The organism is Maritimibacter alexandrii, assembly GCF_005871115.1.
GTDB lineage: Bacteria > Pseudomonadota > Alphaproteobacteria > Rhodobacterales > Rhodobacteraceae > Maritimibacter > Maritimibacter alkaliphilus.
Genome location: NZ_SWKQ01000018.1, coordinates 1 through 25,541 on the forward strand (window position 1 = coordinate 1; position 25,541 = coordinate 25,541).

Genomic DNA, 25,541 nt, shown 5'->3' on the forward strand with positions numbered 1-25,541 from the left:
CCGGGCGACAACCTGAAGTTCACCGTCGAGCTGATCGCCCCGATCGCCATGGAAGACGGCCTCCGCTTCGCCATCCGCGAAGGCGGCCGCACCGTGGGTTCCGGCGTCGTCTCGAAAATCCTCGAGTAATTAACGGGTTCGACGAGGGCTTCCGGATGAGCCGGAGGTCCTCCTCTCAACTGAAAAGGACAAGACAATGGCCATTCAAAGCCAGAACATCCGGATCCGCCTGAAGGCGTTCGACTACCGCGTGCTGGACGCCAGCACGCAGGAGATCGTTGCGACCGCCAAGCGGACCGGTGCGCAGGTGCGCGGGCCGATCCCGCTGCCGAACAAGATCGAAAAGTTCACGGTTCTCCGTGGGCCGCACATCGACAAGAAATCGCGCGATCAGTTCGAGATCCGGACGCACAAGCGTCTGCTCGACATCGTGGACCCGACCCCGCAGACCGTGGACGCGCTCATGAAGCTCGACCTCGCTGCCGGCGTCGACGTGCAGATTTCCGTTTAAGGAGGGCATGAGCAATGATGCGCTCTGGTGTTATCGCAAAAAAGGTCGGCATGACCCGCCTCTTCCTCGAAGACGGTAAGCAAGTGCCGGTCACCGTTCTGCAACTCGACGGGTTGCAGGTCGTGGCCCAGCGGACGACCGAGAAGGACGGCTACACCGCCGTTCAGCTTGGCGCCGGTTCGGCCAAGGCCAAACGGACGTCCAAAGCCATGCGTGGCCACTTCGCCACCGCCAACGTTGCGCCCAAGCGCAAGGTTGCCGAGTTCCGCGTGGATGCCGAGAACCTGATCAACGTGGGTGAAGAGATCACCGCTGACCACTACTTCGCGGGTCAGTTCGTGGACGTCTCGGGCACCTCGATCGGTAAAGGCTTCGCCGGTGCCATGAAGCGGCACAACTTCGGTGGTCTGCGCGCCTCGCACGGTGTGTCGATCTCCCACCGTTCGCACGGTTCGACGGGTCAGTGTCAGGACCCGGGCCGCGTGTTCAAGGGCAAGAAGATGGCCGGTCACATGGGTGCTGCCCGTGTCACCACCCAGAACCTCCAGGTCGTGAAGACGGACAGCGAACGCGGTCTGATCATGATCAAAGGTGCCGTTCCGGGTTCCAAAGGTGGCTGGGTCACCATCAAGGACGCCGTGAAGAAGCCGTTCCCCGAGAACGCCATTCTCCCGGCTGCCCTGAAGTCCGCCGCTGAAGAAGCTGCGAAAGCCGCGGAAGAAGCCGCTGCCGCCGCTGCCGCCGAGGCGGAAGAGGAAGCCAAGCGTCTGGCCGAAGAGCAGGCTGCTGCCGAAGAGGCCGCCCTGAAGGAAGCCGAAGCCGAGATCGACGCCGAAAAGGGTGAAGATGCCGGCTCCGACGCCGAGAAGAAGGAAGGCGACGAATGAAACTCGACGTGATCAAACTGGACGGCGGCAAAGCCGGGTCGGTCGAGCTGGACGAGGCCCTTTTCGGGCTCGAGCCGCGCGCCGACATCCTGCACCGTGTGGTCCGCTGGCAGCGCAACAACGCGCAGCAGGGCACCCACAAGGTGAAAACTCGCTCGGAAACCAGCTACTCGACCAAGAAGATCTATCGCCAGAAGGGCACCGGTGGCGCACGCCACGGCGACCGCAACGCGCCGATCTTCCGCAAGGGTGGTATCTACAAGGGTCCGACCCCGCGCTCGCACGGGCATGAGCTGACGAAGAAATTCCGCAAGCTCGGCCTCAAGCACGCGCTCTCCGCCAAGGCGCAGGAAGGTGCGATCGTCGTGATCGACACCGCCGAAGCCGATGGCAAGACCAAGGTGCTGGCCAAGCTGGTCAAGGATCTGGGCTGGAAGCGCGCGCTCATCATCGACGGTGCCGAGGTGAACGAGAACTTCGCCAAGGCCGCGCGCAACATCGAAGGTCTCGATGTGCTGCCGTCGATGGGCGCCAACGTCTATGACATCCTCAAGCGTGACACGCTCGTGCTCACGAAAGCGGGTGTCGAAGCTCTGGAGGCTCGTCTGAAATGACCGACAAAGCCGCACTCTACGACGTGATCCGCAAGCCGATCATCACCGAGAAATCCACCATGGCCTCCGAGGCCAACGCCGTGGTGTTCGAAGTGGCGATCGACGCGAACAAGCCGCTCATCAAGGAAGCGGTGGAAACGCTCTTCGGCGTCAAGGTGAAGGCCGTGAACACGACCGTCACCAAAGGCAAGCAGAAGCGGTTCCGGGGCCAGATGGGCCGCCGCAACGACGTCAAGAAAGCCTATGTGACCCTCGAAGAGGGCAACACGATCGACGTGACCACCGGTCTGTGATCGTGTCGGCGGGCAAACCTGCCACACAAAGACTTGAGCCCTCCAGCCCAGGCTGGGGGGCTTTTTCTTTTGTGATAGAATAAGCATCTGGAACACGCTGCCGGGCGATTCCGTTTCGAACGGGACAGGGACCGGCACACCAATCCGTCAGCCGGTTCGACAAGAAGGAACCTCGCCATGCTCACTCGCCGTCATTTCGTGATGACCACCACCGCACTGTTCTCGGCCCCGATCGCCGCCTGGGCACAGGACGAGGACGCAGAAGCGACCGTCGAGACGCCGGCGGAAACGACCGAAGCGGAAGCGGCAGCGCCCACGCCGCCGCGCCCGACATCGAACCCGGCCAACTGGGACCGTTGGGACGCGCAGATCACCCCGGCGGGCTACGATCCGGCCACGTCGAACCCCTGGGGGCTGGCCCCCCGCTTCCTGCCCCGTCGGGTCGAGGCCAATCCCGGCCTCACCCCCGGCGATCTGCATGTCGATGCCGTCGCGCGGTATCTCTACCACATCGAAGCGGGCGGGACCGCGATGCGCTATGGCGTCGCCATCGCGCGCGGCAACCTGTACGAGCCGGGGGTCTACACCGTCGGGCGCAAGGCGAAGTGGCCGATCTGGACACCCACGGCCGCGATGATCAAGCGCGATCCGCACCTCTACAAGCAGCATGAGAACGGGATGAGCGGCGGGCCCCGCAATCCGCTCGGCTCACGGGCCTTCTATCTTTACGAAGGCAACCGCGACACGCTCCTGCGCATCCACGGTTCGCCCTCGCCGGGGTCGATCGGCGGTCGCGCAAGTTCCGGCTGCGTGCGCATGGTCATGGCCCATATCAACGACCTGTATCCACAGGTCTACAAGGGCGCGACGGCGCATCTGCACCCGCCAGAGCGCATCACCGCCGGAAGCTGAACTCAGGCGGGTGCCGGATCGCCCGGTGCCCGCGTGCAGATCGGGCGGCCGTCGCGGGTGCGCAGCGGCAGATAGGTCGTCTCGACCGGGCCGAAATACTGGTATTCGTAGCACCCGTCCAATTCGTTGATCCTGACCGAATTCAGGTTCTGACCCGGCGCCGCGAGTTCGGCGATCCGTTCCGGCACGTTCGAGATTGTGCCTTGCGACGCGCCTGCCGTGGTCGTCGCGGGCATATCGCACGCCGCGAGGGTCAGGGGCAGCGCGGCCAGCGCGATGATCGTTTTCGTCTTCATGGCGATCTCCTGTATCTTGCCCGCACCTTCGGGGAACAAAGGCGGAATGGCCAGTGCAATTTCCCGAGGGGTCGTGAGGCTGCAACACCGCGCTTCGCGTGTTCCGGTTGCCGACGGACGAACCCCGACCCACCCCGGTCGACGAGATCGCCAGCGTGCCCAAGCCCAAGCCCAAGGCGCGACGCCCCGCGCGAGAGGCACTTCGACCTCAGCTTTCCGCGTGCGCCTTGAAGTTGTTCAGGATCGCCTGCCAGCCGCCCCGCTGCATTTCGACATCGTTTTCCGTTTCGGCGTCGAACACCGTCGTCACCTGCGTTTGGCCGCCGATGGGTTCGAAGGTCGTGGTGACCATGCGCCCGTCCTCCAGCCTGTAGGTGAGCGACCGTTCCGGCGTGATGTCAGTATAGATCGCCTCGAAATCGAAGCCGAAGCTGCCGTCTTTCGCCTCCATCCGGGCCGAATACTTGCCGCCGATCTGCATGTCGTTCGAGGCGGACGGGCAGCACCAGTCGTCTGATGCGAAGTTCCAGCGCGTGATGTGGTCCGGGTCGGTATAGCGGGCCCAGACGGTTTCGACCGGGGCATCGACCGTGGCGTCGATGGTGATTTTCTCAGTGGACATGGGTTATCCTTTCAAGGTCTCGATGAGATCGTCCAAGGTCACATAGGTGGCGCCAAGCCCTTCCTCCATGCCCATGTCGATCACGGTTTGCAGGCCCTCGGGCGAGCCATAGTCGATGACGGTGCGCACGATCGTGCGGTCGCCCGCCTCCTCGAACGTGATGATCCAGTCGGCGACGGGCAGGTCGGTGTTCGGCGCGCCCGTCGCATCGGAAAAGGCGTCACGGGTCGTATACCGCTCCTGCGGGTCGATGGTGACATAGTCGGTCCACCCCCAGTATTCGGTGCCTTCGTCGTCATACATGGCGTAATGCCAATGGCCACCCTCGCGAAACTCCATGCTCGCGGTCTTGGTCTTGAGCGGCTTGGGGGCGAACCATTTCTCGAGCAGTTCCTGCTTGGTGTAGCAGTCCCAGATCAGGTCGCGCGGACCGGCGAATTCGCGCTTGATGCGCAGGGTATGGCCCGGCACGTCGGCCAGAAACTGAAATTGCAGGTCACTCTTCATCTTTCTCTCCCTGTAGCGCCGCAATCAGATCGTCCAGTTGGGCGTATCTGCCTTGCCAAAACGCGCGTTGCTCTTCGAACCACCTTTCGGTCGCGGTCATGGTCGCGGGATCGAGCGCACAGGTGCGCACACGTCCCACCTTTTCGCTTTTCATCAGCCCCGCCGCCTCCAGCACGCTCAGGTGCTTCATGAAGGCGGGCAGGCCCATGTCATGCGGCGCGGCCAGATCGCTGACCGTCGCCTCGCCCTTGACCAGCGCCTGCACCACCGCCCTGCGGGTCGGATCGGCCAGCGCGTGAAAGACGGCATCGAGGTTCGGTTTATTGTTCTCCATTTGGTGAAGTATCCGGTGAGTCGGATAGTTCTGTCAATGGTGAAGTAATGACCCGTTGGCGACCAGCGGGCAGAGCCCTATTCTGGGTGGGCGAACAGGAGGCCCCAAATGGCAAAGCACCGCATATTCGGCATCAGTTTCGGAAGCGTCTATCCGCATTACATCACCAAAGCCGAAAAGAAGGGGCGCACCAAGGAAGAGGTGGATGAGATCATTCACTGGCTCACCGGCTACGACGACGACGGTCTGGGCCGGGTGCTGGAGGACAAAACGGATTTCGAGACGTTCTTCGGCGAAGCCCCCGCATTGAACCCCGCCCGGTCCGAGATCAAAGGCGTCATCTGCGGCGTCCGGGTCGAAGAGATCGAAGACCCGCTGATGCAGGAGATCCGCTATCTCGACAAGCTGATCGACGAGTTGGCCCGGGGGAAGAAGATGGAGAAGATCCTGCGGGGGTGAGCTTCGAGCCGGGCTCGCCATAGCCCCCGCAACACTCGGCGCCAGCGCCATCCCGATCAGACCCGGCGGCGTTTCGTGCGTTCGGGCATGCCTTTCGCCAAAGGGCTGCGCGCAACACAATCGGCGACGCCGCACTGGACACATCCCCCCAACACCGCTATAGCGCAACGGTCCATGGCCCCGGGATTCGTTCCGGGGTCTTTGACTTATTGAATTCGGCCACCTTCGGGGGGCTACACCCGGGCACCGCTCAGCGAGCCAAGCCCACACACAGACAGGCGGGGCACGCACCCCGCTGCAAAGCAACGGAAGACAGAAAGCATGGCACTCAAGTCGTATAAACCGACGACGCCGGGCCAGCGTGGGCTGGTTCTGATCGACCGTTCGGAGCTTTGGAAAGGACGTCCCGTCAAATCCCTCACCGAGGGTCTGACGAAGTCGGGCGGCCGGAACAACACCGGACGGATCACCTCTCGCCGCCGTGGCGGTGGCGCGAAGCGTCTTTACCGGATCGTTGATTTCAAACGGAACAAGTTTGACGTCGCGGCCACCGTGGAACGGATCGAATACGACCCGAACCGCACCGCCTTCATCGCCCTCGTGAAATACGAAGACGGCGAGCAGGCTTACATTCTCGCGCCGCAGCGCCTCGCCGTTGGCGACAGCGTCGTCGCGGGCCAGAAGGTCGACATCAAGCCGGGTAACGCGATGCCGTTCTCGGGCCTGCCGATCGGCACCATCGTTCACAACATCGAGCTGAAGCCGGGCAAGGGCGGTCAGATCGCGCGCGCCGCGGGCACCTATGCCCAGTTCGTCGGTCGTGACGGTGGCTACGCCCAGATCCGCCTGTCCTCGGGCGAGCTGCGCATGGTCCGTCAGGAATGCATGGCCACCGTCGGTGCCGTGTCGAACCCCGACAACTCGAACCAGAACCTCGGTAAAGCCGGTCGCGTCCGCCACATGGGCAAGCGTCCGTCGGTCCGTGGTGTTGCGATGAACCCGATCGACCACCCGCACGGTGGTGGTGAAGGCCGCACCTCTGGTGGTCGTACCCCGGTTACCCCGTGGGGCAAGGACACCAAGGGCAAGCGCACCCGCAACAAGAACAAGGCGTCGCAGAAGCTGATCATCCGCTCGCGTCACGCCAAGAAGAAGGGCCGGTAATCTATGGCACGTGCTGTATGGAAGGGGCCTTTTGTCGACTCTTACGTCCTCAAGAAGGCCGAGAAGGCGCGCGAAAGCGGCCGCAACGAAGTCATCAAGATCTGGTCGCGCCGTTCGACGATCCTGCCCCAATTCGTGGGCCTGACGTTTGGCGTGTACAACGGGCAGAAGCACATCCCCGTTAACGTGACCGAGGAAATGATCGGACAGAAATTCGGTGAATACTCGCCGACCCGTACCTACTACGGGCATGCTGCCGACAAAAAAGCGAAGCGGAAGTAAGTCATGGGCAAGGAAAAGAACCCCCGCCGCGTGGCAGACAACGAAGCAATGGCAAAACTGCGCATGCTTCGCACCAGCCCGCAGAAACTGAACCTCGTGGCCGCGATGATCCGTGGCAAGAAGGTCGAAAAGGCTCTGGCCGATCTGACCTTCTCGAAAAAGCGGATCGCCGTCGACGTGAAGAAATGCCTTCAGTCGGCCATCGCGAACGCCGAGAACAACCACAACCTCGACGTCGACGAACTGGTCGTCGCCGAAGCGTTCGTGGGCAAGAACCTTGTCATGAAGCGCGGTCGCCCGCGTGCCCGTGGCCGTTATGGCCGCATCAACAAGCCGTTCTCGGAACTCACCATCAAGGTGCGTCAAGTTGAGGAGCAAGCCTAATGGGTCAGAAAGTCAATCCGATCGGCATGCGCCTTCAGGTCAACCGCACCTGGGACAGCCGCTGGTACGCCGATACCAACGAATACGGTGATCTCCTTCTTGAAGACCTCAAGATCCGTGAGTTCATCAAGGAAGAGTGCAAGCAGGCCGGCGTCAGCCGTGTGATTATCGAGCGTCCGCACAAGAAGTGCCGCGTCACGATCCACACCGCCCGTCCGGGTGTCATCATCGGCAAGAAAGGCGCGGACATCGAAGTGCTCCGCAAGAAGCTCGCCAAGATGACCGACAGCGAACTGCACCTGAACATCGTGGAAGTGCGCAAGCCGGAACTCGACGCGCAGCTGGTGGCCGAATCCATCGCCCAGCAGCTCGAGCGTCGTGTGTCGTTCCGTCGCGCGATGAAGCGTGCCGCTCAGAACTCCATGCGCATGGGTGCCCTCGGCATCCGCGTGAACTGCGCTGGTCGTCTGGGTGGTGCCGAAATCGCACGGACCGAGTGGCTTCGCGAAGGTCGTGTGCCGCTGCACACGCTCCGCGCCGATATCGATTACGCCCTGGCCGAAGCCAAGACCCCCTACGGGATCATCGGCATTAAGGTCTGGATCTTCAAAGGCGAGATCATGGAGCATGATCCCTCCGCGCGTGATCGTAAGCAACAAGAGCTCCAGGACGGTCCGGCCCCCCGCGGTGCCGGTGGCCGCCGCTAAGGAGGAACTGAGATGCTACAACCGAAGCGCACAAAATTCCGCAAGATGCACAAGGGCCGGATCAAGGGTCAGGCCAAGGGTGGCTCTGACCTGAACTTCGGCACCTACGGCCTGAAGGCTCTCGAGCCTGAGCGTGTGACCGCACGCCAGATCGAAGCCGCCCGTCGTGCCATGACGCGTCACATGAAGCGTCAGGGTCGTGTCTGGATCCGCATTTTCCCGGACGTTCCGATCTCGGCCAAGCCGATCGAAGTTCGTATGGGTAAAGGTAAGGGTTCGGTCGACCGCTGGGCCGCCAAGGTCAAGCCGGGCCGCGTGATGTTCGAGATCGACGGCGTGTCAGACGAGATCGCGCGCGAAGCCCTGCGTCTGGCCGCGATGAAGCTGCCGATCAAAACCCGCACCGTGGTCCGCGAGGACTGGTAATCGGGAGGTGGGTTCGCGCCCACCAGAGGTGGGTTTCACCCACCCTACGAATTGGACCCCCGGCGTGTGAGCGTCGGGGGTTTTTCTTTTTGGGATGAATAACAGGCCAGAAGCGCAGCCGCGCGAATAGCACCGCAGGTGCCGGGCGAATGATCCAGCCGGAGGTGTGCTTTGAGCATGACCCGACTAGCGGGCTGGTGCTCCCGTCACCCCTCCCACTTATAATTGAAACTCACCGAAATCCGCTCTTCCTCGGCCATGTTCATCGGCACCTCGTGGCGCAGCCATGACTCCCAGAGCAGGACGTCGCCCACCACCGGCTTCACGTAGACGAAGGTGCGCTGGTCCTCCCGCGCGGACTTTTTGCGTGGGGGGGCGGCCATCAGGCGTGCCGAGCGGGGGTCTTCCAGCTTCAAGGCCGAGGTGCCCTCCGGCATCGCCACATAGGTCGTGCCGGAAATCACCGAATGCGGATGCAGGTGGGACGTGTGCATCCCGCCTTCGGGCAGAATATTGATCCAAAGATCCTCGAGCACCAGTTTGCCGTCGCCCAGATCGAATTCCAGTTCCTCGGCGAAGGCGGCGACATGGGCATCCAATGCCTTTTCCACCGCCGCGAAGATCGGCGAGCGCCACGGCAGGTCGGTCAGCGAGGCGTAGGAGGTGTAACCGGGATACCCCTCCTTTTCGCACCATGCCTGCCCGGCCTCGTCATCCTCGTAGATCGCCCAGCACGAGGCCTCCAGTTCGTCGGTGTCCACGTCCGCCCCCAACTCGTTCAGCCGGGCGCGGTAGAGGCGGGTTACGAAAAGCGATGAGATGTCAGCCATGGCGGCCTCCGGTCAGGTGCGTTTTCCTTTGAATACGCCATGCGGCTTGGGTAGCAATACCGCGTATCTCCATTCTGCATTGCAGCGTCGACGGGACGCACCTTATGGACCTGACATTTCTGACCGACGGCTTCTTCGGCCACCTGTCCTATATCCTGCTGATCGTTTCGTCGCTGATGCGGCGGATGTTCTGGCTACGCCTCTTCGTCATGGGATCGGCCATCGCCGGAATCATCTTCGACTGGTTCATCATCGGCAATGTCGTCGGTGCGTTCTGGCAGGCGCTGCTCGTCCTCGTGAACGTGGTTCAGATCGTGCTTCTGTGGACCCGCGATCACCGCGCCAAGTTCTCGGACGAGGAAAAGCACATGATCGAGACATGGCTCACGGGTGGCACGCCGGGCGCGCGGCGGCTGCTCCTCGACATGGGGCGGTGGGAGACGTTGGCGCCGGGCGAGGTTCTGACCGAGGAAGGCGTCAGGCCCCGGTTCCTGACCTACATCGTCAGCGGTGCGGCGGTCGTCACATCGGACGGGTCCGAGGTGGCGCGGGTCGCCCCGGATCACTTCATCGGCGAGATGTCTCTGATGGGCGACGGCCTTGCCACGGCCGATGTGTCGGTCTCGGACACCGCGCGGGTCTGGCAGATCGAGCGCAACAAGCTGGACCGGATGAAGGTGAACCAACCGCTTCTTTACGGGCTGATCGAGGCCGGAACGGCATTGAACCTGCGGGCCAAGGTCATTCACGGGAACCAGAGGACAAAGCAGTCCTCGACCGCCTCCTGACGGGTCGCGGGCCTCGAAAAGAAACCCACCCGGACGAATTGTTTTTCTTTGCCTTGGCGCGCGCAGGCGGCCTAACCTGTTTCATCCGATGGATTTTCGCGGGTGTGTAGTGTCCGATATTTTTGGAATGGGGTTTGTGACCGACGGGTTGGTCGGTCACCTGTCCTACATATTTCTGATCGTTTCGAGCCTCATGCGACGGATGATGTTGCTGCGGCTCTTCCTCGTCGCCTCGGCTGTCACCGGGATCGCCTATGACTGGATCTGGCTCGGCAATGTCGTCGGCGTGTTCTGGGAGGGGCTTCTGATCGCGGTGAACGTGGTTCAGATCGCGCTTTTGTGGCATCGGGATCGGCGTGCCCGGTTCAGCGATGAAGAACGGCGGATGATCGCGCGGTATTTCCGCGGGGGCACACCGGGCCACCGCCGGGCGCTGTTCGATCACGGGGAGTGGATCGATCTGGAGCCGGGGCACGGTTTGACGTGGCAGGGCGAAAGGCCCCGCTGGCTGACTTACCTGTCCGATGGGCGCGCGCATTATACCGTCAATGGCGTGCGGCTGGGCGAGATCGGGCCGGGTCATTTCGTGGGCGAAATGTCGATGCTCGGCGAAACCACCGCGACGGCGGATGTTGCGATCGACGTTCCGACACGGGTTTGGCGGATCGACCGCGACAAACTCGACCGGTTACAGGACACGAACCCCGACCTGTTCGGGCTGGTAGCGGCGGCCATCGCGCTCGACCTCAGGGCCAAGATGGTCGCGTCCAACACCCGCGCGCTCGAGGTGGCGCTCGGACCGGCCTGATTAAACCTTTTCAACCCCGCGACCTGTTATTACCAATGCGACCGGGGGCCGGGCGTGACGGCCCAGGGTCATTTGAGCATGGGTTGCAGGCGACGGGGGCCGGAATGTCATTGAAGTATCGGCCCGAAATCGACGGGCTGCGCGCGGTCGCGGTTCTGTCGGTGATGATCTATCACCTCAAGATATCGCTGGGCGCCGCCGCGCTGATCCCCGGCGGCTTCCTAGGGGTGGACCTGTTCTTCGTCCTGTCGGGTTACCTCATCACGCTGATCCTGCTGCGCGAAAAGGAAGAGACCGGCCGCATCTCGTTCGGCCAGTTCTACCTGCGCCGGGTCCGGCGCATCCTGCCCGCGCTGTTCCTCGTCATTCTGGTGAGCCTTCCTGCGGCGTGGATCTTGTTCCTGCCGTCCGAACTGGCCCGTTTCGCTGAATCGATCCCGGCGACGCTGTTTTTCTACAGCAACGTCTTCTGGTTCTACGTGCAGGGGGAATACGGCGCGCAATCGTCGCTGTACCAGCCGCTTCTTCACACTTGGAGCCTCGCCATCGAAGAGCAGTTCTACCTGCTGTTTCCGCTGTTCGTGCTGATCGTGCCGAAACGATGGTTCGCGCCTGCCGCAGGCGTCGCTCTGGTTCTGACGCTCGGACTGGCCGAGGCGACGACACAGGCCAGCCCGCGCATCTCCTTCTTCTCGCCGGTCAGCCGCGCATAGGAGCTTCTGGCGGGCTCGGTGCTTGCGCTGGCGCAGTTGCGGGGCTGGACGCTGGGGCAGGGGCGGCGATGGGCCGCTTTAGTCCCCCCTGTCGCGCTGGCCGTCGTGATCGCCTCGGTCAGCCTGATCTCGCTCGACCGGGTCGGGCACCTGGGCCTCGCCACGAACCCCGTGGTCGCCGCGACCTGCGCGCTCATTTGGTTCATGCGGCCGGGCGAGGCCGTGTCGCGTGTGTTGTCGATCCCGGCGGTCGTCTGGATCGGGAAGCTGTCCTATTCGCTTTACCTCTGGCACTATCCGATCTTTGCCTTCGGGCGGATCTCGGCGCTTGGCGACCCCGGTCCGGTCGACATGGTGGTGTGGCTGATCCTGACCTTCGCCCTCTCGGCGGCGGGCTATTACCTCGTCGAAAAACCCTTCCGGTTCCGTCTGTCGGCCCCGCGGATGGGCGGCGGTCTGGCGGTCATGTTCGTCGTGATCCTCGGGTTCTTCGGGATCGTGCAGACCGGCGTCGGGCTGGACCAGCGGACGGCGAAGCTCGATGCGCTTTACGGCGACAACGAACCGGACAATGAAAAGCTGGCGTCGCAGACCTGGACCTACATCGAAGACATCGTCGAGGCGGCCGGTGCGGGCAGTATGCTCGAGAACATCCCGGCTCGCGACGCGCCGGACGCGCAGATTTTTCCCGACGACGCGCGCCTCAAGGTGCTGGTGGTCGGCGATTCCCACGGCAAGGATATGCTCAACGCCCTTCACCAGAACCGGGAGGCATCGGATGGCTTGGCCTTCGTCCGGTTCGTGATGTACGTGCGGTGGCCGGGCAACCAGCTCAAGGCCCTGCGCGCCTCGCCCAGCTACGCTGCGGCCGACGTCATCCTGATCGCCCAGCATTACACGCCCGAGGGGCTGGCGCGCATTCCCGCCGCCATCGAGGCCTTCAAGGCGGACGGAAAGCGCGTGATCGTGACCGGCCACCGGGCCGTGTTCCGGTCGCCCTCCGAATTGCCGATCTTCGACTGGTATCTGCGCCGCAACGGCGAGATTGCGGATCAAAGCGTGGTCGACCGACTCGCCTACAAATACGAGGCGCCAGGAGCGCGCAAGGACTCGGTCCGTCTGGCGGAAATCGCCGACACTGCCGGGGTGCCGTACCTCGATGTGCGGTCGCTGGCCTGCGACGACGCCACCGAAATGTGCGACCTGACGACGCCGGAGGGCAAGAAGGCGATGTATGACGACCATCACTGGACGCTCGCGGGTGCGGCGTTCTACGGTCGGCGCGCGGCCGAGGCCGGTTGGTTCGACGTGATCGCAGGCGACTGACGTATTCGCCAAGAAATCCTGATCTTTTCCTTGCCCGTAGGGGATGCTGCCTTTATAGAGCGGCATCTCACGATTCCCGTGCGCGGGATTCGTGTGTTTTGCATGAACCCACCGGGCCAAGGGTCACCCCGCAATCGGGGGCCCGCCGGTGATTGGAAAGGAAAAGGCGATGAACGCCAGCGAACTTCGCGACAAGAGCGCGGACCAGCTGAAAGACCAGCTGGGCGACCTCAAGAAAGAGGCCTTCAACCTGCGCTTCCAGCAGGCCACCGGCCAGCTCGAGAACACCGCGCGCATGCGTCAGGTCAAACGTGACGTGGCCCGTGTGAAAACCATTCTGAACGAAAAAGCCGCGCAAGCGGCCGGCAACTGAGGGAGGCCTGACTGATGCCCAAACGTATCCTGCAAGGCACCGTGACCTCGGACGCCAACGCCCAGACCGTGACCGTGAGCGTCGAACGCCGCTTCACGCACCCCGTTACGAAAAAGACGATCCGGAAGTCGAAAAAGTACCGGGCCCACGACGAGAACAACACGTTCAAAGTCGGTGACTCCGTCCGCATTCAGGAATGCGCGCCGAAGTCGAAAACCAAACGCTGGGAAGTCATCACCGCCTGACGGCGGCTGACAACCAGTTCGATCGAAACCATGGGGCGGTGATGCCAGAGGCTAGCCCCACAGGTCAGGAGAAACCCTATGATCCAGATGCAGACCAATCTGGATGTCGCTGACAACTCCGGCGCTCGCCGGGTGCAGTGCATCAAGGTCCTGGGTGGTTCCAAGCGTAAATACGCTTCGGTGGGCGACATCATCGTCGTCTCCGTCAAGGAAGCCATCCCGCGCGGCCGCGTGAAGAAAGGTGACGTCCGCAAGGCCGTCGTCGTGCGCACCGCCAAAGAAGTCCGTCGTGAAGACGGCACTGCGATCCGCTTCGATCGCAACGCCGCCGTCATCCTCAACAACAACAACGAGCCGGTCGGCACCCGTATCTTCGGGCCGGTGGTTCGTGAGCTTCGCGCGAAGAACTTCATGAAGATCATCTCGCTCGCTCCGGAGGTGCTGTAAGATGGCTGCGAAACTGAAAAAAGGCGACAAGGTCGTCGTGCTGGCCGGTAAAGACAAAGGCCAGACCGGGGAAATCACCTCGGTTTCGCCCAAGACCGGCAAAGCTGTGGTCGACGGCGTGAACATGGCGATCCGTCACACCCGCCAGAGCCAGAACAATCAGGGCGGCCGCCTGCCGAAGGCGATGCCGATCGACCTGTCGAACCTGGCGCTTCTCGATGCCAACGGCAAAGCGACCCGCGTCGGCTTCCGCATGGAAGGTGACAAGAAGGTCCGTTTCGCCAAGACCACTGGGGACGTGATCTGATGCTCGATACTGCGAATTACACCCCCCGCCTCAAGGCCGCCTATCGCGAGACGATCAAGGCTGCCCTGAAAGAAGAGTTCGGCTACACCAACGACCTGCAGATCCCGCGTCTGGACAAGATCGTCCTGAACATCGGCTGCGGCGCCGAGGCCGTGAAGGACTCCAAGAAAGCGAAATCTGCCCAGGAAGATCTCACCAAGATCGCCGGTCAGAAAGCGCTGGTGACGAAGGCGAAGAAATCCATCGCCGGTTTCCGTGTCCGCGAGGACATGCCGCTGGGTGCGAAAGTGACCCTGCGCGGCGACCGGATGTACGAATTCCTCGACCGTCTCATCACGATCGCCATGCCCCGCATCCGCGACTTCCGCGGCGTGCCCGGCACCTCGTTCGATGGCCGTGGCAACTACGCCATGGGCATGAAAGAGCACATCGTGTTCCCGGAAATCGACTTCGACAAAGTCGACGAAGTCTGGGGCCTCGACATCGTGATCGCCACCACTGCGAAGACCGACGCAGAAGCAAAGAGCCTGTTGAAGCACTTCAACATGCCCTTCAACAGCTGATCCTTGGAGACCGAGTAATGGCTAAAAAATCCATGATCGCGCGTGAAGCCAAGCGTCAGAAGCTGGTGGAACAGTACGCCGAGAAGCGTGCCGCGCTGAAAGAAATCATCAACGACGAGTCGAACCCGATGGAAGAGCGTTTCCGCGCTTCCCTCAAACTGGCGAAGCTGCCCCGCAACTCCTCGCCGACCCGTCTTCACAATCGTTGCCAGCTGACTGGCCGTCCGCATGCGTACTACCGCAAGCTGAAGGTCAGCCGGATCGCGCTGCGGGAACTCGGCTCCATGGGCCAGATCCCCGGCCTGGTGAAATCGAGCTGGTAAGGAGATCAGAAGATGAACGATCCTATCGGCGATATGCTCACCCGCATCCGCAACGCCCAGATGCGCCACAAGTCCACCGTCTCGACGCCGGCCTCCAAGCTGCGCGCCTGGGTTCTGGACGTGCTGGCCGACGAAGGCTACATCCGCGGCTATGAAAAGGGGACCGACGCAAACGGTCACCCGACGCTGGAAATCAGCCTCAAATACTTCGATGGCACCCCGGTCATTCGCGAGTTGCAGCGGGTTTCGACCCCCGGCCGCCGCGTCTACATGGGCGCCAAGGAGATCCCGCAGGTCCGTCAGGGCCTTGGTGTCTCGATTGTCTCCACGCCCAAGGGCGTGATGTCGGATGCAAACGCTCGTAGCCAGAATGTTGGCGGCGAAGTGCTTTGCACCGTATTCTAAGGAGGTCTGGTAATGTCTCGTATTGGTAAGAAACCGGTCGAGATCCCCTCGGGCGTTACCGCGTCCCTGTCGGGTCAGACCGTCGAAGTGAAGGGCCCCAAGGGCACCCGCAGCTTCACCGCCACCGATGATGTCACGATCAAGATCGAAGACAACATCGTGTCGGTCGAGCCGCGCGGCAAGTCCAAGCGTGCCCGTCAGCAGTGGGGCATGTCCCGCACCATGGTCGCCAACATGATCACGGGTGTGTCGGACGGCTTCAAGAAAGAGCTGGAGATCACCGGTGTTGGTTACCGGGCTCAGATGCAGGGCAACACCCTGAAGCTGAACCTGGGCTACTCGCACGAAGTCGATTTCGAAGCGCCGGAAGGGGTGACCATCACCGCGCCGAAGCAGACCGAAATCGTCGTCGAGGGCAACGACCAGCAGCTCGTCGGACAAGTCGCGGCCAACATCCGTGAATGGCGTTCGCCGGAGCCCTACAAGGGCAAGGGCATCCGCTACAAGGACGAGTACATCTTCCGCAAGGAAGGCAAGAAGAAGTAAGGACGCGAAAAATGGCAAACAGCAAACGAGACCTGTTTCTGAAGCGCCGTCTGCGCGTTCGGAACAAGCAGCGGAAAGTGAACCCCGGCAAGCTTCGCCTGTCGGTTCACCGCTCCAACAAGAACATCAGCGTCCAGCTGATCGACGACATCGCCGGCGTGACTCTCGCTTCGGCTTCGTCGCTCGAGAAGGATCTGGGCATTGTCGGCAAGAACAACGTGGAAGCCGCCGCCAAGGTGGGCACCCTGATCGCCGAACGTGCCAAGAAAGCGGGCGTGGAAGAGTGCTACTTCGATCGTGGCGGCTTCCTGTACCACGGGCGCGTCAAGGCTCTGGCCGACGCCGCGCGCGAAGGTGGTCTGAAGTTCTGAAGTGTTTGGTGGGTTGTCACCCACCCTACCTGAGAGGGGCGGCGCGTTCGCCCCTCCGATGATCCGGGAGACAGTCCCATTCGTGGGCACGCTCACCAAGGATCGAGTAAAACCGGCGCCCACATGCGCGCCACCCATTGAAGGAATGCCTGATGGCAGAACGTGAAAACCGCCGGGGTAACCGCCGCGACCGCGAGGAAGCAGCCCCCGAATTCGCCGATCGTCTGGTTGCGATCAACCGTGTGTCCAAGACCGTCAAGGGTGGTAAGCGCTTCGGCTTCGCCGCTCTCGTCGTCGTGGGCGACCAGAAGGGCCGCGTCGGCTTCGGCAAAGGCAAAGCGAAAGAAGTGCCCGAGGCGATCCGCAAGGCCACTGAAAGCGCCAAGCGCAACATGATCCGCGTGCCGCTGCGTGAGGGCCGGACCCTGCACCACGACATCGACGGTCGTCACGGCGCTGGCCGCGTCGTCATGCGCACCGCCCCGACCGGTACCGGGATCATCGCCGGTGGTCCGATGCGTGCCGTGTTCGAAATGCTGGGTGTTCAGGACGTCGTCGCCAAGTCGATCGGCTCGCAGAACCCCTACAACATGATCCGCGCCACGCTGAACGGCCTCACCAAGCAGGCCAGCCCCCGTTCGGTGGCACAGCGTCGCGGCAAGAAAGTCGCCGACATCCTGCCGGGCCGCGATGAGGCCCCGGCCGAGTCGAGCCAGGTTGCTGAGGAGGCCTGAGACACATGGCAAAAACCATCGTCGTAAAACAGATCGGCTCCCCGATCCGCCGCCCTGCCAAACAGCGTGAAACGCTCGTCGGGCTCGGCCTGAACAAAATGCACAAAACCCGCGAGCTGGAGGACACCCCCTCCGTGCGTGGCATGGTCAACTCCATCCCGCACCTCGTGGAAATCGTGGAAGAGCGCGGGTAAGGCCAAGCGTTCAACGATTGACAGACAGAGCGCCCCGGTCAGAAATGGCCGGGGTGTTTTTTCATATTTAGTCGAATGCATTGACGATATCGGTAAATGACTGGTGATCTTGGATAGTGACCTACACGTCGTCCAGAAAACGCAGACCTGCTCTTGCCAATTCAGCATCTCTGTCCGAGTGAACTGATTTCTCTCCGAGAGACTGGTTAACGTTACCCACGCGACTCGTGCTATACAGTTCATCTGCAAGTAAGCCTTCTCATTGAGGACTTCTTCTGTTTTTCGACAGTCGATTTCCCCTCACCCCATCGTGATCCCTCTCGCTGACAAGTGAACCCTGCGTCACCTCGCGCGTAGTACCCTCAGAACCACAGCGAAACAGGGAGAGACGCAATGAAAACCACACGCCGCACGTTCCTCGCGACGGCTGCCGCCAGCGCGGGCGCGATCACCATACTGCCCTATGCCGGGATGGCCGCCGCCCATGCCTCCAACATGTTCACGACCGACGCGGGCGAAATCACGGTTCATCCCGTGTCCCACGCGTCCTTCGTGATGGAGACGCCCAAGGGTGTGATCTATGTCGACCCGGTGGGGTCGCCCGACGATTACGCCGATTTCCCCGCACCCGATCTGATCCTCGTCACGCACGAGCACGGCGACCATTACAATGCCGAGGTTCTGACCGCGCTCGTCGGGGCCGAAACTGCGCTCATCACCAACCCCGCCGTGAACGGCATGTTGCCCGCCGAGATCGCCGACGGCGCCGTGTCGATGGCGAACGGTGACAGCATGGATTGGGACGGGCTCGGCATCGAAGCGATCCCGGCCTACAATATCACCGAAGAGCGCAAGAACTTTCACCCCGAAGGGCGCGACAACGGCTATGTCCTGAGCTTCGACGGCTTCCGCGTCTACATCTCCGGCGACACCGAGGACATTCCCGAGATGCGTAGCTTGGAGAATATCGACCTCGCCTTCGTCTGCATGAACCTGCCGTTCACGATGGACGCGGCGGCGGCGGCCAGCGCGGTGTCGGAATTCGGCCCGACCTACGTCTACCCCTACCACTACCGTGGCCGCGACGGCGGCACGCAGGACCCGGAAGAGTTCGCGTCGATGATCGAAGGCGACACCGAGGTCAAGATGGGCGGCTGGTACGGCGAAGGCGATCTGGGCTGACGCGCCGACCTTTTGGCAGGCACTTGAAACGGGACCGGTCGCCGGTCCCGTTCTCATTTTGAAGACAGACTCGCCCCCGGCGCCACAATCGTGTCACGATTGGCAGGGGAAAGGTGAGGGTATCCCGACCCATGCTGCCCCATTTTCGCCATAGATCGTTTCTTGGCGGCGTGAAAAGAATGAACCAGTCCGTTCACTGTTTCCGATTGAAGCCCGGTGTTTTGCGCGCTTTGCGCAGCTCCGGCCAGATCGCCCGTCAGGTAACACAATGATTTATTAGGGTTAATTCAGCAGGTGCATCGGCCGCACGACCGCACGCCGCGAAGAATGCCTCCAGACTGAACGAAAAGCCCCCTGCGGCAGACTTTTTCCCCAGTTTCGAAACGAAGCCTCCCCGACCCGGCCCTGTTCCTAAGTCTTTAATAACGGCGGAGGGACAGATGCCGTTTCTAGCGATCTACAGCATCAGCGACACGACGCACACGGGGCCGAACCCATGGCCGCCGGGGTCCAATTCGAATCCGGCGTCGGCGGGCAGCACTGTCATCACGCTCAATCCCGGCGCGGGGTTTCAGGTGGTCGAAGTCACCGACCTCGACACCACGCTCGACGACGATCCCACGTTCGACGACAGCTCGTCCGAGCAGTACCTGACCAATCCGACGACGATCAACGGCACGAACTACGCCGCCGGTCAGACGATCGAGAACGAATACGCCTATATCATCCGGCCCATCGGATCGTCGGACCCCGCAGACAACATCACGATCTACGTGCTGGACGAGGGCGGGGCCACGCCCAGCATCGGTTTCGTGTCGTCGCAGGAACTCGTCGCGGGGCAGAGCTATCAGGTCGTCGGCACATCGACCGACGAACCCTCCACGCCTTACACCGAGATCTTCGCCTGTTTCGGCCCCGACACCCTGATCGAGACACCAAGCGGCGCGCGCCGGGTCTGTGACCTGCGGGCCGGGGACAAGGTTTTGACGCTCGACGATGGCGCGCAGGAGGTGCTGTGGATCGGCGCGCGCGAGGTTCAACTGACCGGCGCACGCAAACCGCAGACGCCGCTCTTGTTTCCCAAGGGCAGCCTTGCGCCGGGTATGCCCCACAGCGACCTGATCCTGTCGCCCTTTCACCGCGTGATGGTGTCGTCGCACAAGAACGACCGCGTGACGGGCGGGGAAGAGGTGTTCGCGCAGGCCCGGTCGCTCGCCAAGCGTGGCGGTGTGCGCAAGATGCTGGGGCGCAAGTCCATCACATATTATTCCGTCCTGCTGCCGCGACACGAGGTGATCTTCGCCAACGGCGTGCCGAGCGAGAGTTTCTACCCAAGCCCCTATAGCATGTCGCTTCTGACCCCTGCCGAACGTCTTGCCGTGCTCGCGCGCCTGCCGGGGCTGTCCGATGACGTGGTGGGCAGCTATGGCCCACTCGCGCGGCGCGATCTGACGGCGCTCGAAGGCCGCAAGCTCAAGCGCAAGCGGCCGATCATCGAAGGCCCTGCCATCGACGCCTGGCCGATCTGGTCGCTTCAGTCGGCCTGAGGCGGTCGGTGCTGCACGCCCGACACGGCCATGTTATCCTGACGTGAGTTTGCCAAGGGGGGCTTCATGACAGACGCCGATGACTGGTTCGCGGCGCTGGATCCGGCGCAGGCCGAGACGCTCGGTCGTCTGCGTGGCCTGATCCTTGGCTCGGCTGACGGGATCAAGGAAGAGATCAAGTGGCGCCAGCCCTGTTACAGCCGGAACAAGCTGTTCTGTTACCTTCAGAAATCGAAAAGCCATGTGACGCTCGGCTTTCAGCAGGGGGCCCGAATGCCGGACGCGCCCAGCCTGCTCGAAGGCGCAGGGAAGGAGTTACGGCATGTCCGGTTTACCCCCGGCGCCGACATTCCCGAAGAGGCCGTGAAAACCCTGATCGGCGAGGCACTGGCGCTCGACGGCGCATAGCGTCACGACCCGGCGATGCGCCTTGACCCCAATGGGCCTTACCCCTTATACGCGCCCGGTGGCCCCGAGTGGGTCCACGACTCACATATAGACAAAGCCGTGGTTGGCCCGTTTTCGCTTCGAGGGTCACATCCGGCATAGGAGAAGCGATATGAAACTGAATGAACTCCGGGACAATCCCGGTGCCGCCAAGAAACGCATGCGCGTTGGCCGTGGTCCGGGCTCGGGCAAAGGCAAAATGGGTGGCCGTGGTATCAAAGGTCAAAAATCCCGTTCGGGTGTGGCCATCAACGGCTACGAAGGCGGCCAGATGCCCCTCTACCAGCGTCTTCCCAAGCGTGGTTTCAACAAGCCGAACCGCAAGAAGTTCGCTGTCGTGAACCTGGGCATCATCCAGAAATTCATCGACGCCAAGAAGCTGTCCGGTGACATCACCGAGGACGCTCTGGTCGAAGCCGGCGTCGTTCGCCGCAAGCTTGACGGTGTGCGGGTTCTGGCCAAGGGCGAGTACTCGGCGAAAGCCAACATCACCGTGACCGGTGCCTCCAAATCGGCTGTGGAAGCCGTTGAAAAGGCTGGTGGCAAGCTGACCACCACGGCGGCTGCGGCAGAGTAACGCTTGTGACCCGCCCACGGGCGGCTTAAGTAAGCGCACGGAATTCCATGAGCGCCGCCGGAGCCGGGAAACGGTCCGGCGGCGTTTCCACGAACAGGGGGCCATATGGCATCTGCAGCGGAACAAATGGCGTCGAACCTTTCATGGGGCGCGCTGGGCAAGGCGACTGACCTTCGCAAACGCATTTTCTACACCATCGGGCTTCTGATCATCTACCGGATCGGGACCTATATCCCGGTGCCGGGGATCGACGCGGGCGCGCTGCGTGACTTCATGGAACAGGCCGCAGCCGGGATCGGCGGCATCCTGTCGATGTTCACGGGCGGTGCGCTGGGCCGGATGGGTGTCTTTGCCTTGGGCATCATGCCCTACATCTCGGCCTCGATCATCGTTCAGCTTCTGGCGTCGATGTGGGAGCCGCTGAAGCAGCTCAAGAAAGAAGGCGAGCAGGGCCGCAAGAAGATCAACCAGTACACGCGCTACGGCACCGTGGCGCTGGCGACCGGGCAGGCCTTCGCGCTGGCCAACAGCCTTCAGGCCGGCGACCTCGTGTCGACGCCGGGGCCGTTCTTCATCGCCTCCGCCGTCGTGACGCTGGTGGGTGGCACCATGTTCCTGATGTGGCTGGGTGAGCAGATCACCGCACGCGGCATCGGCAACGGCATCTCGCTTATCATCTTCGTGGGCATCGTGGCCGAACTGCCCGCCGCCGCCGCGCAATTCCTGAGCCAGGGTCGTTCGGGCGCGATCAGCCCTGCGGTCATCATCGGCGTGCTGGTCATGGTCATGGCCGTGATCGCCTTCGTCGTGTTCATGGAACGCGCGCTGCGCAAGATCCACATCCAGTATCCGCGCCGTCAGGTGGGGATGAAGATGTATGACGGCGGCTCCAGCCACCTGCCGATCAAGGTGAACCCGGCAGGCGTCATCCCGGCGATCTTCGCCTCGGCGCTGCTGTTGCTGCCGACGACGCTGTCGACCTTCAACCAGGACGGCAACGCCGGTCCGGTGATGTCGACGCTGCTTGCCTATTTCGGCCCCGGTCAGCCGCTCTACCTGCTGTTCTTCACCGCCATGATCGTGTTCTTCACGTTCTTCTACACCAAGGAAGTGGCGTTCAAGACCGAGGACGTGGCCGACAATCTGAAAAACCAGAACGGTTTCGTTCCGGGCATCCGCCCCGGCAAGAAAACCGCCGAATACCTCGACTACGTGGTGACCCGCATCCTGACGCTGGGCTCGATCTACCTTGCAGCGGTCTGTCTGCTGCCCGAGATCCTGCGCAGCCAGCTTGCCGTGCCGTTCTATTTCGGCGGCACCTCGGTGCTCATCATCGTGTCCGTCACGATGGATACGATCCAGCAGGTTCAGAGCCACCTGCTTGCACATCAATACGAAGGCCTCATTGAGAAATCGCAGCTGCGCGGTAAACGCGGAGGGACTGCTGCGAAAAAGGGACGGAAGGGACCAGCCAGACGATGAATATCATTCTTCTTGGACCGCCGGGTGCGGGGAAGGGCACTCAGGCGAAAAAGCTCGTGGACGAACGCAACATGATCCAGCTCTCGACGGGCGACATGCTGCGTGAAGCGCGCACCTCGGGCACCGAGATGGGCAACAAGGTCGCCGCGATCATGGACGCGGGCGAGCTTGTGACGGACGAGATCGTGATCGGGCTGATCGCCGAGAAGCTCGAAGGCGACAATGCGGGCGGCTTCATCTTCGACGGCTTCCCGCGCACGCTGGGTCAGGCCGACGCGCTGGGCAAGTTGCTGGCGGAAAAGGGTGCGTCGCTCGACCATGTGATCGAGATGCAGGTCGATGACGAAACGCTGGTGCAACGCGTCGTGAACCGCGCGAAAGAGGCGGCCGAAGCCGGTCAGCCGGTCCGCGCCGACGACAACGCCGAAAGCATGCGCACGCGGCTGATGGAATACTACAAGAAGACTTCGCCGCTCATCGGCTATTACTACGCCAAGGGCGACCTGAAATCGATCGACGGCCTTGCCTCGATCGACGAGGTCGCGGGTTCGATCAAGGCCATCCTCGGCTGACGATTGACCGATAACCGGTTTGAGACGATCCTCCGGGCATAGCTCGGAGGATTTTTCTTTGCGATATCCCTTTTTACTTGCGCTCCTCGTTGCCGGTGCGCCCGTTTCGGCGCAGGACATGACGCTTTTCGTGTCCGGCCCCGATGCCTGCGCGGTCGTGGCGGGCACGGGCGGCGACGGCGGGCCGATCCACGCCCTTGGCCCGGACAACAACATTCTGGACTATGAACGCATCTGGGGCGGCGCCGTCGAATGCGCGTTCGACGGGCAGATCACGCTCGACCCCGACGGTGGCCCGGAACAGATCGACGGCACCTGCTTTGCGCCGGGCGAACCCGAATTGAGCGGGACGTTCGACATCGTCTATTCCGCGCGGGGCATGACGGTCGTCACATTCTCGCACTGGTCCGAACCCAAGGTTTTCATGTCATGCGCCACCAATTGATCGCCCTTGCCATCGGTCTGGCCCTGCCTGCCGCCGCATCCGCCAATGCCTTCGTCAACGGCCCGCGCGGCTGCGCCTTTCTCGACGGGTTCGACGATTACGGCCCGATCTTCACGGTGGACGAGGATCACCTCGTCCTGAGCCAGCAGGGCCTCGTCGGGATCGAATGGAATTGCGATTTCGACGCGCCGTTCGATCCTTATCTCGAGGAAGGCGAGATCCAGATCCGCATGGGCTATTGCATGGAGCCCGGACCCTTCGTCGATCCCGGCGTCTTCACGCTGATGGAAATGGGCGATGGCACCGTGCAGATGGATGGGTCGAATTGGGATCAGCCGCTGATCCTTCAGATCTGCGTGGCGCCATAGCATTCGTCCCCCTGTGCCCCCGCGCTCTTGCGCAGGCGACAAAGGATGCGATCGCGGTCTTTCCATGCGTCCCGCCCCACGCCTTTGGGCATGATGAACCCGTCACGACCGAGCGGGCCGTATCCCATCGCCCAGCCGTCGAAACCGCGCATGAGGATACGGTAGGGGCCCCAAGCGCGCACGACCCTGTGACGCGGATCGCGCAGGACCGCGTCGAACACGCGGGCAACAGCGTCACCTTCCCCCTCGAACGCGCCCGCAAAGGCCCATTCGGTACGCAGGAGGAACCCCGTCAGGTTGAACTCGGCGGCCTGTCGCCGGGCCACGCGCAGAATGTCCGCGTCGCTTGGGTGACCCATTGGATAGACCGCATGACTGGCATATACTGCTTGAAACATCATGGCGCCTCGCGAAGTGGGCCACGCAACGGGGCTATCATACCCGTCCCGCGCCCACCCGCCTTGTCGCAGGTCAAGAAACCCGGGGTTCCCCCGCCACGCCGCTATTGTCGGCCCAAGTCTTGACGCGCCGATGATTCCCTCGTAAAGCACCGCATCCCGAAAAGGGAATCGGTGTTTTCGGGGTCGCACCCCGCACGCACCAGACCAGAGTTTCAGCTGCGGCCCGCAGGGATGACCCCCGCGGGCTTACGTTGTGAAAAAAGGACCTGGAACTACGGGTCCGCAACGAAAGGAAGACCGACTTGGCACGTATTGCCGGCGTGAACATCCCGACGCACAAGCGCGTCCCGATCGCCCTCACCTACATCACTGGCATTGGTCACACCTCTGCCAAAAGCATCTGCGAAGCGACCAACATCGACGTCACGCGCCGCGTGAACGAACTGTCGGACGCCGAAGTGCTGACGATCCGCGAGCACATCGACGCGAACTACACCGTCGAAGGCGACCTGCGCCGTGAGACGCAGATGAACATCAAGCGTCTGATGGACCTTGGCTGCTACCGTGGCCTGCGTCATCGCCGCAACCTCCCCGTGCGCGGTCAGCGCACCCACACCAATGCGCGCACGCGCAAAGGCCCGGCGAAACCCATCGCTGGCAAGAAGAAGTAAGGGAGGGTCTGAAGAATGGCACGCGATAAGACTCGCACGAAGCGCAAAGAGCGCAAGAACATCGCCGCTGGTGTGGCGCATGTGAACTCGTCCTTCAACAACACCAAGATCCTGATCTCGGACGTGCAGGGCAACGCGATCTCGTGGTCGTCCGCTGGCACCATGGGCTTCAAGGGTTCGCGCAAGTCGACCCCCTTCGCCGCCCAGATGGCCGCTGAGGACGCTGGCAAAAAAGCGCAGGAACACGGCGTGAAGACGCTGGAAGTCGAAGTGCAGGGCCCCGGTTCGGGCCGTGAATCGGCGCTGCGCGCGCTGGCTGCCGTCGGCTTCAACATCACGTCGATCCGTGACGTGACGCCGATCGCGCACAACGGCTGCCGTCCGCCGAAGCGCCGCCGCGTCTAAGGCAGACTTTTTTCGCTCGGGCCGGGGGAAACCCTTGGCCCGAGTCCGTCATTTTTGAACCTCGGGCGTTCTG

The 25,541-nt window shown here is 62.4% G+C and carries 43 protein-coding genes; 37 read left to right on the forward strand and 6 right to left on the reverse strand.

What is annotated here, in order from left to right; all coding sequences use genetic code 11:
* The 6 genes from FCT00_RS20230 to FCT00_RS20255 form a co-directional block, all read left to right on the forward strand.
* Positions 1-129 (forward strand): EF-Tu C-terminal domain-related protein (locus FCT00_RS20230; RefSeq protein WP_456237904.1); only part of this gene is annotated, 129 nt, incomplete at its 5' end.
* A gap of 73 nt (positions 130-202) precedes the next feature.
* Positions 203-511, forward strand: coding sequence for a 30S ribosomal protein S10 (gene rpsJ / locus FCT00_RS20235; RefSeq protein WP_040885642.1), 309 nt, complete (start codon positions 203-205; stop codon positions 509-511).
* Positions 512-525: 14 nt separating this feature from the next.
* Positions 526-1,398, forward strand: a complete 873-nt coding sequence (gene rplC, locus FCT00_RS20240; RefSeq protein ID WP_008331609.1) for a 50S ribosomal protein L3 — start codon at positions 526-528, stop codon at positions 1,396-1,398.
* Entirely contained in the window at positions 1,395-2,012 is a 618-nt protein-coding gene (gene rplD / locus FCT00_RS20245; protein WP_008331607.1) for a 50S ribosomal protein L4, read from the forward strand. The genes rplC and rplD overlap by 4 nt, the downstream gene beginning before the upstream one ends.
* On the forward strand, positions 2,009-2,305 hold the full coding sequence (locus FCT00_RS20250) for a 50S ribosomal protein L23 (RefSeq protein WP_008331605.1): 297 nt from the start codon (positions 2,009-2,011) through the stop codon (positions 2,303-2,305). Before rplD ends, FCT00_RS20250 begins: the two co-directional genes overlap by 4 nt.
* A 177-nt stretch (positions 2,306-2,482) precedes the next feature.
* The gene (locus tag FCT00_RS20255; protein ID WP_138424448.1) at positions 2,483-3,217 is read left to right on the forward strand and encodes a L,D-transpeptidase; all 735 of its coding nucleotides are present in this window, start codon (positions 2,483-2,485) and stop codon (positions 3,215-3,217) included.
* 2 nt (positions 3,218-3,219) lie between these two features.
* Here the strand turns inward: FCT00_RS20255 and FCT00_RS20260 are convergent, their stop codons facing one another.
* The 4 genes from FCT00_RS20260 to FCT00_RS20275 form a co-directional block, all read right to left on the reverse strand.
* On the reverse strand, positions 3,220-3,513 hold the full coding sequence (locus tag FCT00_RS20260) for a hypothetical protein (RefSeq protein WP_138424449.1): 294 nt from the start codon (positions 3,511-3,513) through the stop codon (positions 3,220-3,222).
* A 208-nt stretch (positions 3,514-3,721) separates the two neighbouring features.
* Complete coding sequence (locus FCT00_RS20265) at positions 3,722-4,135, reverse strand: SRPBCC family protein (protein ID WP_138424450.1); 414 nt, start codon at positions 4,133-4,135, stop codon at positions 3,722-3,724.
* Positions 4,136-4,138: 3 nt separating this feature from the next.
* Entirely contained in the window at positions 4,139-4,642 is a 504-nt protein-coding gene (locus tag FCT00_RS20270; RefSeq protein WP_138424451.1) for an SRPBCC family protein, read from the reverse strand.
* Positions 4,632-4,976: an ArsR/SmtB family transcription factor gene (locus FCT00_RS20275; protein ID WP_138424452.1), complete on the reverse strand. Its 345-nt coding sequence runs from the start codon at positions 4,974-4,976 to the stop codon at positions 4,632-4,634. Before FCT00_RS20275 ends, FCT00_RS20270 begins: the two co-directional genes overlap by 11 nt.
* A 108-nt stretch (positions 4,977-5,084) precedes the next feature.
* Between FCT00_RS20275 and FCT00_RS20280 the strand changes: the two genes are divergently transcribed.
* The 6 genes from FCT00_RS20280 (at position 5,085) to rplP (ending at position 8,398) form a co-directional block, all read left to right on the forward strand.
* Positions 5,085-5,435, forward strand: a complete 351-nt coding sequence (locus FCT00_RS20280) for a DUF2200 domain-containing protein (protein ID WP_138424453.1) — start codon at positions 5,085-5,087, stop codon at positions 5,433-5,435.
* 321 nt (positions 5,436-5,756) lie between these two features.
* Entirely contained in the window at positions 5,757-6,599 is an 843-nt protein-coding gene (gene rplB / locus FCT00_RS20285; protein WP_008331582.1) for a 50S ribosomal protein L2, read from the forward strand.
* Between the two features lie 3 nt (positions 6,600-6,602).
* Positions 6,603-6,881: a 30S ribosomal protein S19 gene (rpsS, locus tag FCT00_RS20290; protein WP_008331580.1), complete on the forward strand. Its 279-nt coding sequence runs from the start codon at positions 6,603-6,605 to the stop codon at positions 6,879-6,881.
* Between the two features lie 3 nt (positions 6,882-6,884).
* Positions 6,885-7,265, forward strand: coding sequence for a 50S ribosomal protein L22 (gene rplV / locus FCT00_RS20295; RefSeq protein ID WP_008331578.1), 381 nt, complete (start codon positions 6,885-6,887; stop codon positions 7,263-7,265).
* Positions 7,265-7,972: a 30S ribosomal protein S3 gene (rpsC, locus tag FCT00_RS20300; RefSeq protein ID WP_008331577.1), complete on the forward strand. Its 708-nt coding sequence runs from the start codon at positions 7,265-7,267 to the stop codon at positions 7,970-7,972. Before rplV ends, rpsC begins: the two co-directional genes overlap by 1 nt.
* Positions 7,973-7,984: 12 nt before the next feature.
* Entirely contained in the window at positions 7,985-8,398 is a 414-nt protein-coding gene (gene rplP / locus FCT00_RS20305) for a 50S ribosomal protein L16 (RefSeq protein ID WP_008331576.1), read from the forward strand.
* A gap of 206 nt (positions 8,399-8,604) precedes the next feature.
* Here the strand turns inward: rplP and FCT00_RS20310 are convergent, their stop codons facing one another.
* A complete protein-coding gene (locus FCT00_RS20310) occupies positions 8,605-9,228 on the reverse strand; it encodes a TIGR02466 family protein (protein WP_008331571.1) in 624 nt (207 codons plus the stop codon).
* 104 nt (positions 9,229-9,332) lie between these two features.
* On the opposite strand from FCT00_RS20310, the gene FCT00_RS20315 reads away from it, so the two are divergent.
* The 23 genes from FCT00_RS20315 to FCT00_RS20425 all read left to right on the forward strand — a co-directional run bounded on the left by FCT00_RS20315 (position 9,333) and on the right by FCT00_RS20425 (position 23,991).
* Positions 9,333-10,016 (forward strand): cyclic nucleotide-binding domain-containing protein, encoded by a 684-nt coding sequence (locus FCT00_RS20315; protein ID WP_138424454.1) that lies wholly within the window; start codon positions 9,333-9,335, stop codon positions 10,014-10,016.
* A 127-nt stretch (positions 10,017-10,143) separates the two neighbouring features.
* The gene (locus FCT00_RS20320) at positions 10,144-10,824 is read left to right on the forward strand and encodes a Crp/Fnr family transcriptional regulator (RefSeq protein ID WP_138424455.1); all 681 of its coding nucleotides are present in this window, start codon (positions 10,144-10,146) and stop codon (positions 10,822-10,824) included.
* Positions 10,825-10,928: 104 nt separating this feature from the next.
* Positions 10,929-11,537 (forward strand): acyltransferase family protein, encoded by a 609-nt coding sequence (locus FCT00_RS20325; protein ID WP_171043073.1) that lies wholly within the window; start codon positions 10,929-10,931, stop codon positions 11,535-11,537.
* Positions 11,538-11,555: 18 nt separating this feature from the next.
* Entirely contained in the window at positions 11,556-12,863 is a 1,308-nt protein-coding gene (locus FCT00_RS20330) for an acyltransferase family protein (protein WP_138424457.1), read from the forward strand.
* A gap of 169 nt (positions 12,864-13,032) precedes the next feature.
* The gene (rpmC, locus tag FCT00_RS20335) at positions 13,033-13,236 is read left to right on the forward strand and encodes a 50S ribosomal protein L29 (protein ID WP_138424458.1); all 204 of its coding nucleotides are present in this window, start codon (positions 13,033-13,035) and stop codon (positions 13,234-13,236) included.
* Positions 13,237-13,250: 14 nt separating this feature from the next.
* Positions 13,251-13,481 (forward strand): 30S ribosomal protein S17, encoded by a 231-nt coding sequence (rpsQ, locus tag FCT00_RS20340; RefSeq protein ID WP_138424459.1) that lies wholly within the window; start codon positions 13,251-13,253, stop codon positions 13,479-13,481.
* Between the two features lie 78 nt (positions 13,482-13,559).
* Positions 13,560-13,928, forward strand: a complete 369-nt coding sequence (gene rplN, locus FCT00_RS20345; protein ID WP_005621870.1) for a 50S ribosomal protein L14 — start codon at positions 13,560-13,562, stop codon at positions 13,926-13,928.
* 1 nt (position 13,929) lies between these two features.
* Complete coding sequence (gene rplX / locus FCT00_RS20350) at positions 13,930-14,235, forward strand: 50S ribosomal protein L24 (protein ID WP_008331543.1); 306 nt, start codon at positions 13,930-13,932, stop codon at positions 14,233-14,235.
* Positions 14,235-14,798, forward strand: coding sequence for a 50S ribosomal protein L5 (gene rplE / locus FCT00_RS20355; RefSeq protein WP_008331541.1), 564 nt, complete (start codon positions 14,235-14,237; stop codon positions 14,796-14,798). Before rplX ends, rplE begins: the two co-directional genes overlap by 1 nt.
* 17 nt (positions 14,799-14,815) lie before the next feature.
* The gene (gene rpsN / locus FCT00_RS20360) at positions 14,816-15,121 is read left to right on the forward strand and encodes a 30S ribosomal protein S14 (protein ID WP_040884753.1); all 306 of its coding nucleotides are present in this window, start codon (positions 14,816-14,818) and stop codon (positions 15,119-15,121) included.
* A gap of 12 nt (positions 15,122-15,133) precedes the next feature.
* Positions 15,134-15,526: a 30S ribosomal protein S8 gene (gene rpsH, locus FCT00_RS20365; RefSeq protein ID WP_008331536.1), complete on the forward strand. Its 393-nt coding sequence runs from the start codon at positions 15,134-15,136 to the stop codon at positions 15,524-15,526.
* Between the two features lie 12 nt (positions 15,527-15,538).
* Entirely contained in the window at positions 15,539-16,072 is a 534-nt protein-coding gene (rplF, locus tag FCT00_RS20370) for a 50S ribosomal protein L6 (protein ID WP_008331534.1), read from the forward strand.
* A gap of 11 nt (positions 16,073-16,083) precedes the next feature.
* Positions 16,084-16,443: a 50S ribosomal protein L18 gene (gene rplR / locus FCT00_RS20375; protein ID WP_008331532.1), complete on the forward strand. Its 360-nt coding sequence runs from the start codon at positions 16,084-16,086 to the stop codon at positions 16,441-16,443.
* A gap of 152 nt (positions 16,444-16,595) precedes the next feature.
* The gene (gene rpsE, locus FCT00_RS20380) at positions 16,596-17,177 is read left to right on the forward strand and encodes a 30S ribosomal protein S5 (protein ID WP_008331530.1); all 582 of its coding nucleotides are present in this window, start codon (positions 16,596-16,598) and stop codon (positions 17,175-17,177) included.
* A gap of 5 nt (positions 17,178-17,182) precedes the next feature.
* Positions 17,183-17,371: a 50S ribosomal protein L30 gene (rpmD, locus tag FCT00_RS20385; RefSeq protein ID WP_008331528.1), complete on the forward strand. Its 189-nt coding sequence runs from the start codon at positions 17,183-17,185 to the stop codon at positions 17,369-17,371.
* Positions 17,372-17,764: 393 nt separating this feature from the next.
* The gene (locus FCT00_RS20390; RefSeq protein ID WP_138424461.1) at positions 17,765-18,553 is read left to right on the forward strand and encodes an MBL fold metallo-hydrolase; all 789 of its coding nucleotides are present in this window, start codon (positions 17,765-17,767) and stop codon (positions 18,551-18,553) included.
* 440 nt (positions 18,554-18,993) lie between these two features.
* Complete coding sequence (locus FCT00_RS20395; protein WP_138424462.1) at positions 18,994-20,100, forward strand: Hint domain-containing protein; 1,107 nt, start codon at positions 18,994-18,996, stop codon at positions 20,098-20,100.
* 66 nt (positions 20,101-20,166) lie between these two features.
* Entirely contained in the window at positions 20,167-20,508 is a 342-nt protein-coding gene (locus FCT00_RS20400) for a DUF1801 domain-containing protein (RefSeq protein ID WP_138424463.1), read from the forward strand.
* A 151-nt stretch (positions 20,509-20,659) separates the two neighbouring features.
* Positions 20,660-21,124: a 50S ribosomal protein L15 gene (rplO, locus tag FCT00_RS20405; protein ID WP_008331514.1), complete on the forward strand. Its 465-nt coding sequence runs from the start codon at positions 20,660-20,662 to the stop codon at positions 21,122-21,124.
* Positions 21,125-21,229: 105 nt separating this feature from the next.
* Positions 21,230-22,606, forward strand: a complete 1,377-nt coding sequence (gene secY, locus FCT00_RS20410) for a preprotein translocase subunit SecY (protein ID WP_040884751.1) — start codon at positions 21,230-21,232, stop codon at positions 22,604-22,606.
* The gene (locus tag FCT00_RS20415) at positions 22,603-23,178 is read left to right on the forward strand and encodes an adenylate kinase (RefSeq protein ID WP_008331507.1); all 576 of its coding nucleotides are present in this window, start codon (positions 22,603-22,605) and stop codon (positions 23,176-23,178) included. The genes secY and FCT00_RS20415 overlap by 4 nt, the downstream gene beginning before the upstream one ends.
* A 118-nt stretch (positions 23,179-23,296) precedes the next feature.
* Entirely contained in the window at positions 23,297-23,623 is a 327-nt protein-coding gene (locus FCT00_RS20420) for a hypothetical protein (protein WP_138424464.1), read from the forward strand.
* Positions 23,608-23,991 (forward strand): hypothetical protein, encoded by a 384-nt coding sequence (locus FCT00_RS20425; RefSeq protein ID WP_138424465.1) that lies wholly within the window; start codon positions 23,608-23,610, stop codon positions 23,989-23,991. Before FCT00_RS20420 ends, FCT00_RS20425 begins: the two co-directional genes overlap by 16 nt.
* On the opposite strand, the gene FCT00_RS20430 is transcribed toward FCT00_RS20425, so the two are convergent.
* On the reverse strand, positions 23,970-24,392 hold the full coding sequence (locus FCT00_RS20430; protein ID WP_138424466.1) for a BLUF domain-containing protein: 423 nt from the start codon (positions 24,390-24,392) through the stop codon (positions 23,970-23,972). The two genes, FCT00_RS20425 and FCT00_RS20430, sit on opposite strands and share 22 nt — an antisense overlap.
* 302 nt (positions 24,393-24,694) lie before the next feature.
* Between FCT00_RS20430 and rpsM the strand changes: the two genes are divergently transcribed.
* Together rpsM and rpsK are read left to right on the forward strand one after the other, a co-directional pair.
* Positions 24,695-25,063 (forward strand): 30S ribosomal protein S13, encoded by a 369-nt coding sequence (gene rpsM, locus FCT00_RS20435; protein WP_040884749.1) that lies wholly within the window; start codon positions 24,695-24,697, stop codon positions 25,061-25,063.
* 15 nt (positions 25,064-25,078) lie between these two features.
* Positions 25,079-25,468: a 30S ribosomal protein S11 gene (gene rpsK / locus FCT00_RS20440; RefSeq protein ID WP_008331497.1), complete on the forward strand. Its 390-nt coding sequence runs from the start codon at positions 25,079-25,081 to the stop codon at positions 25,466-25,468.
* Positions 25,469-25,541: the final 73 nt, after the last annotated feature.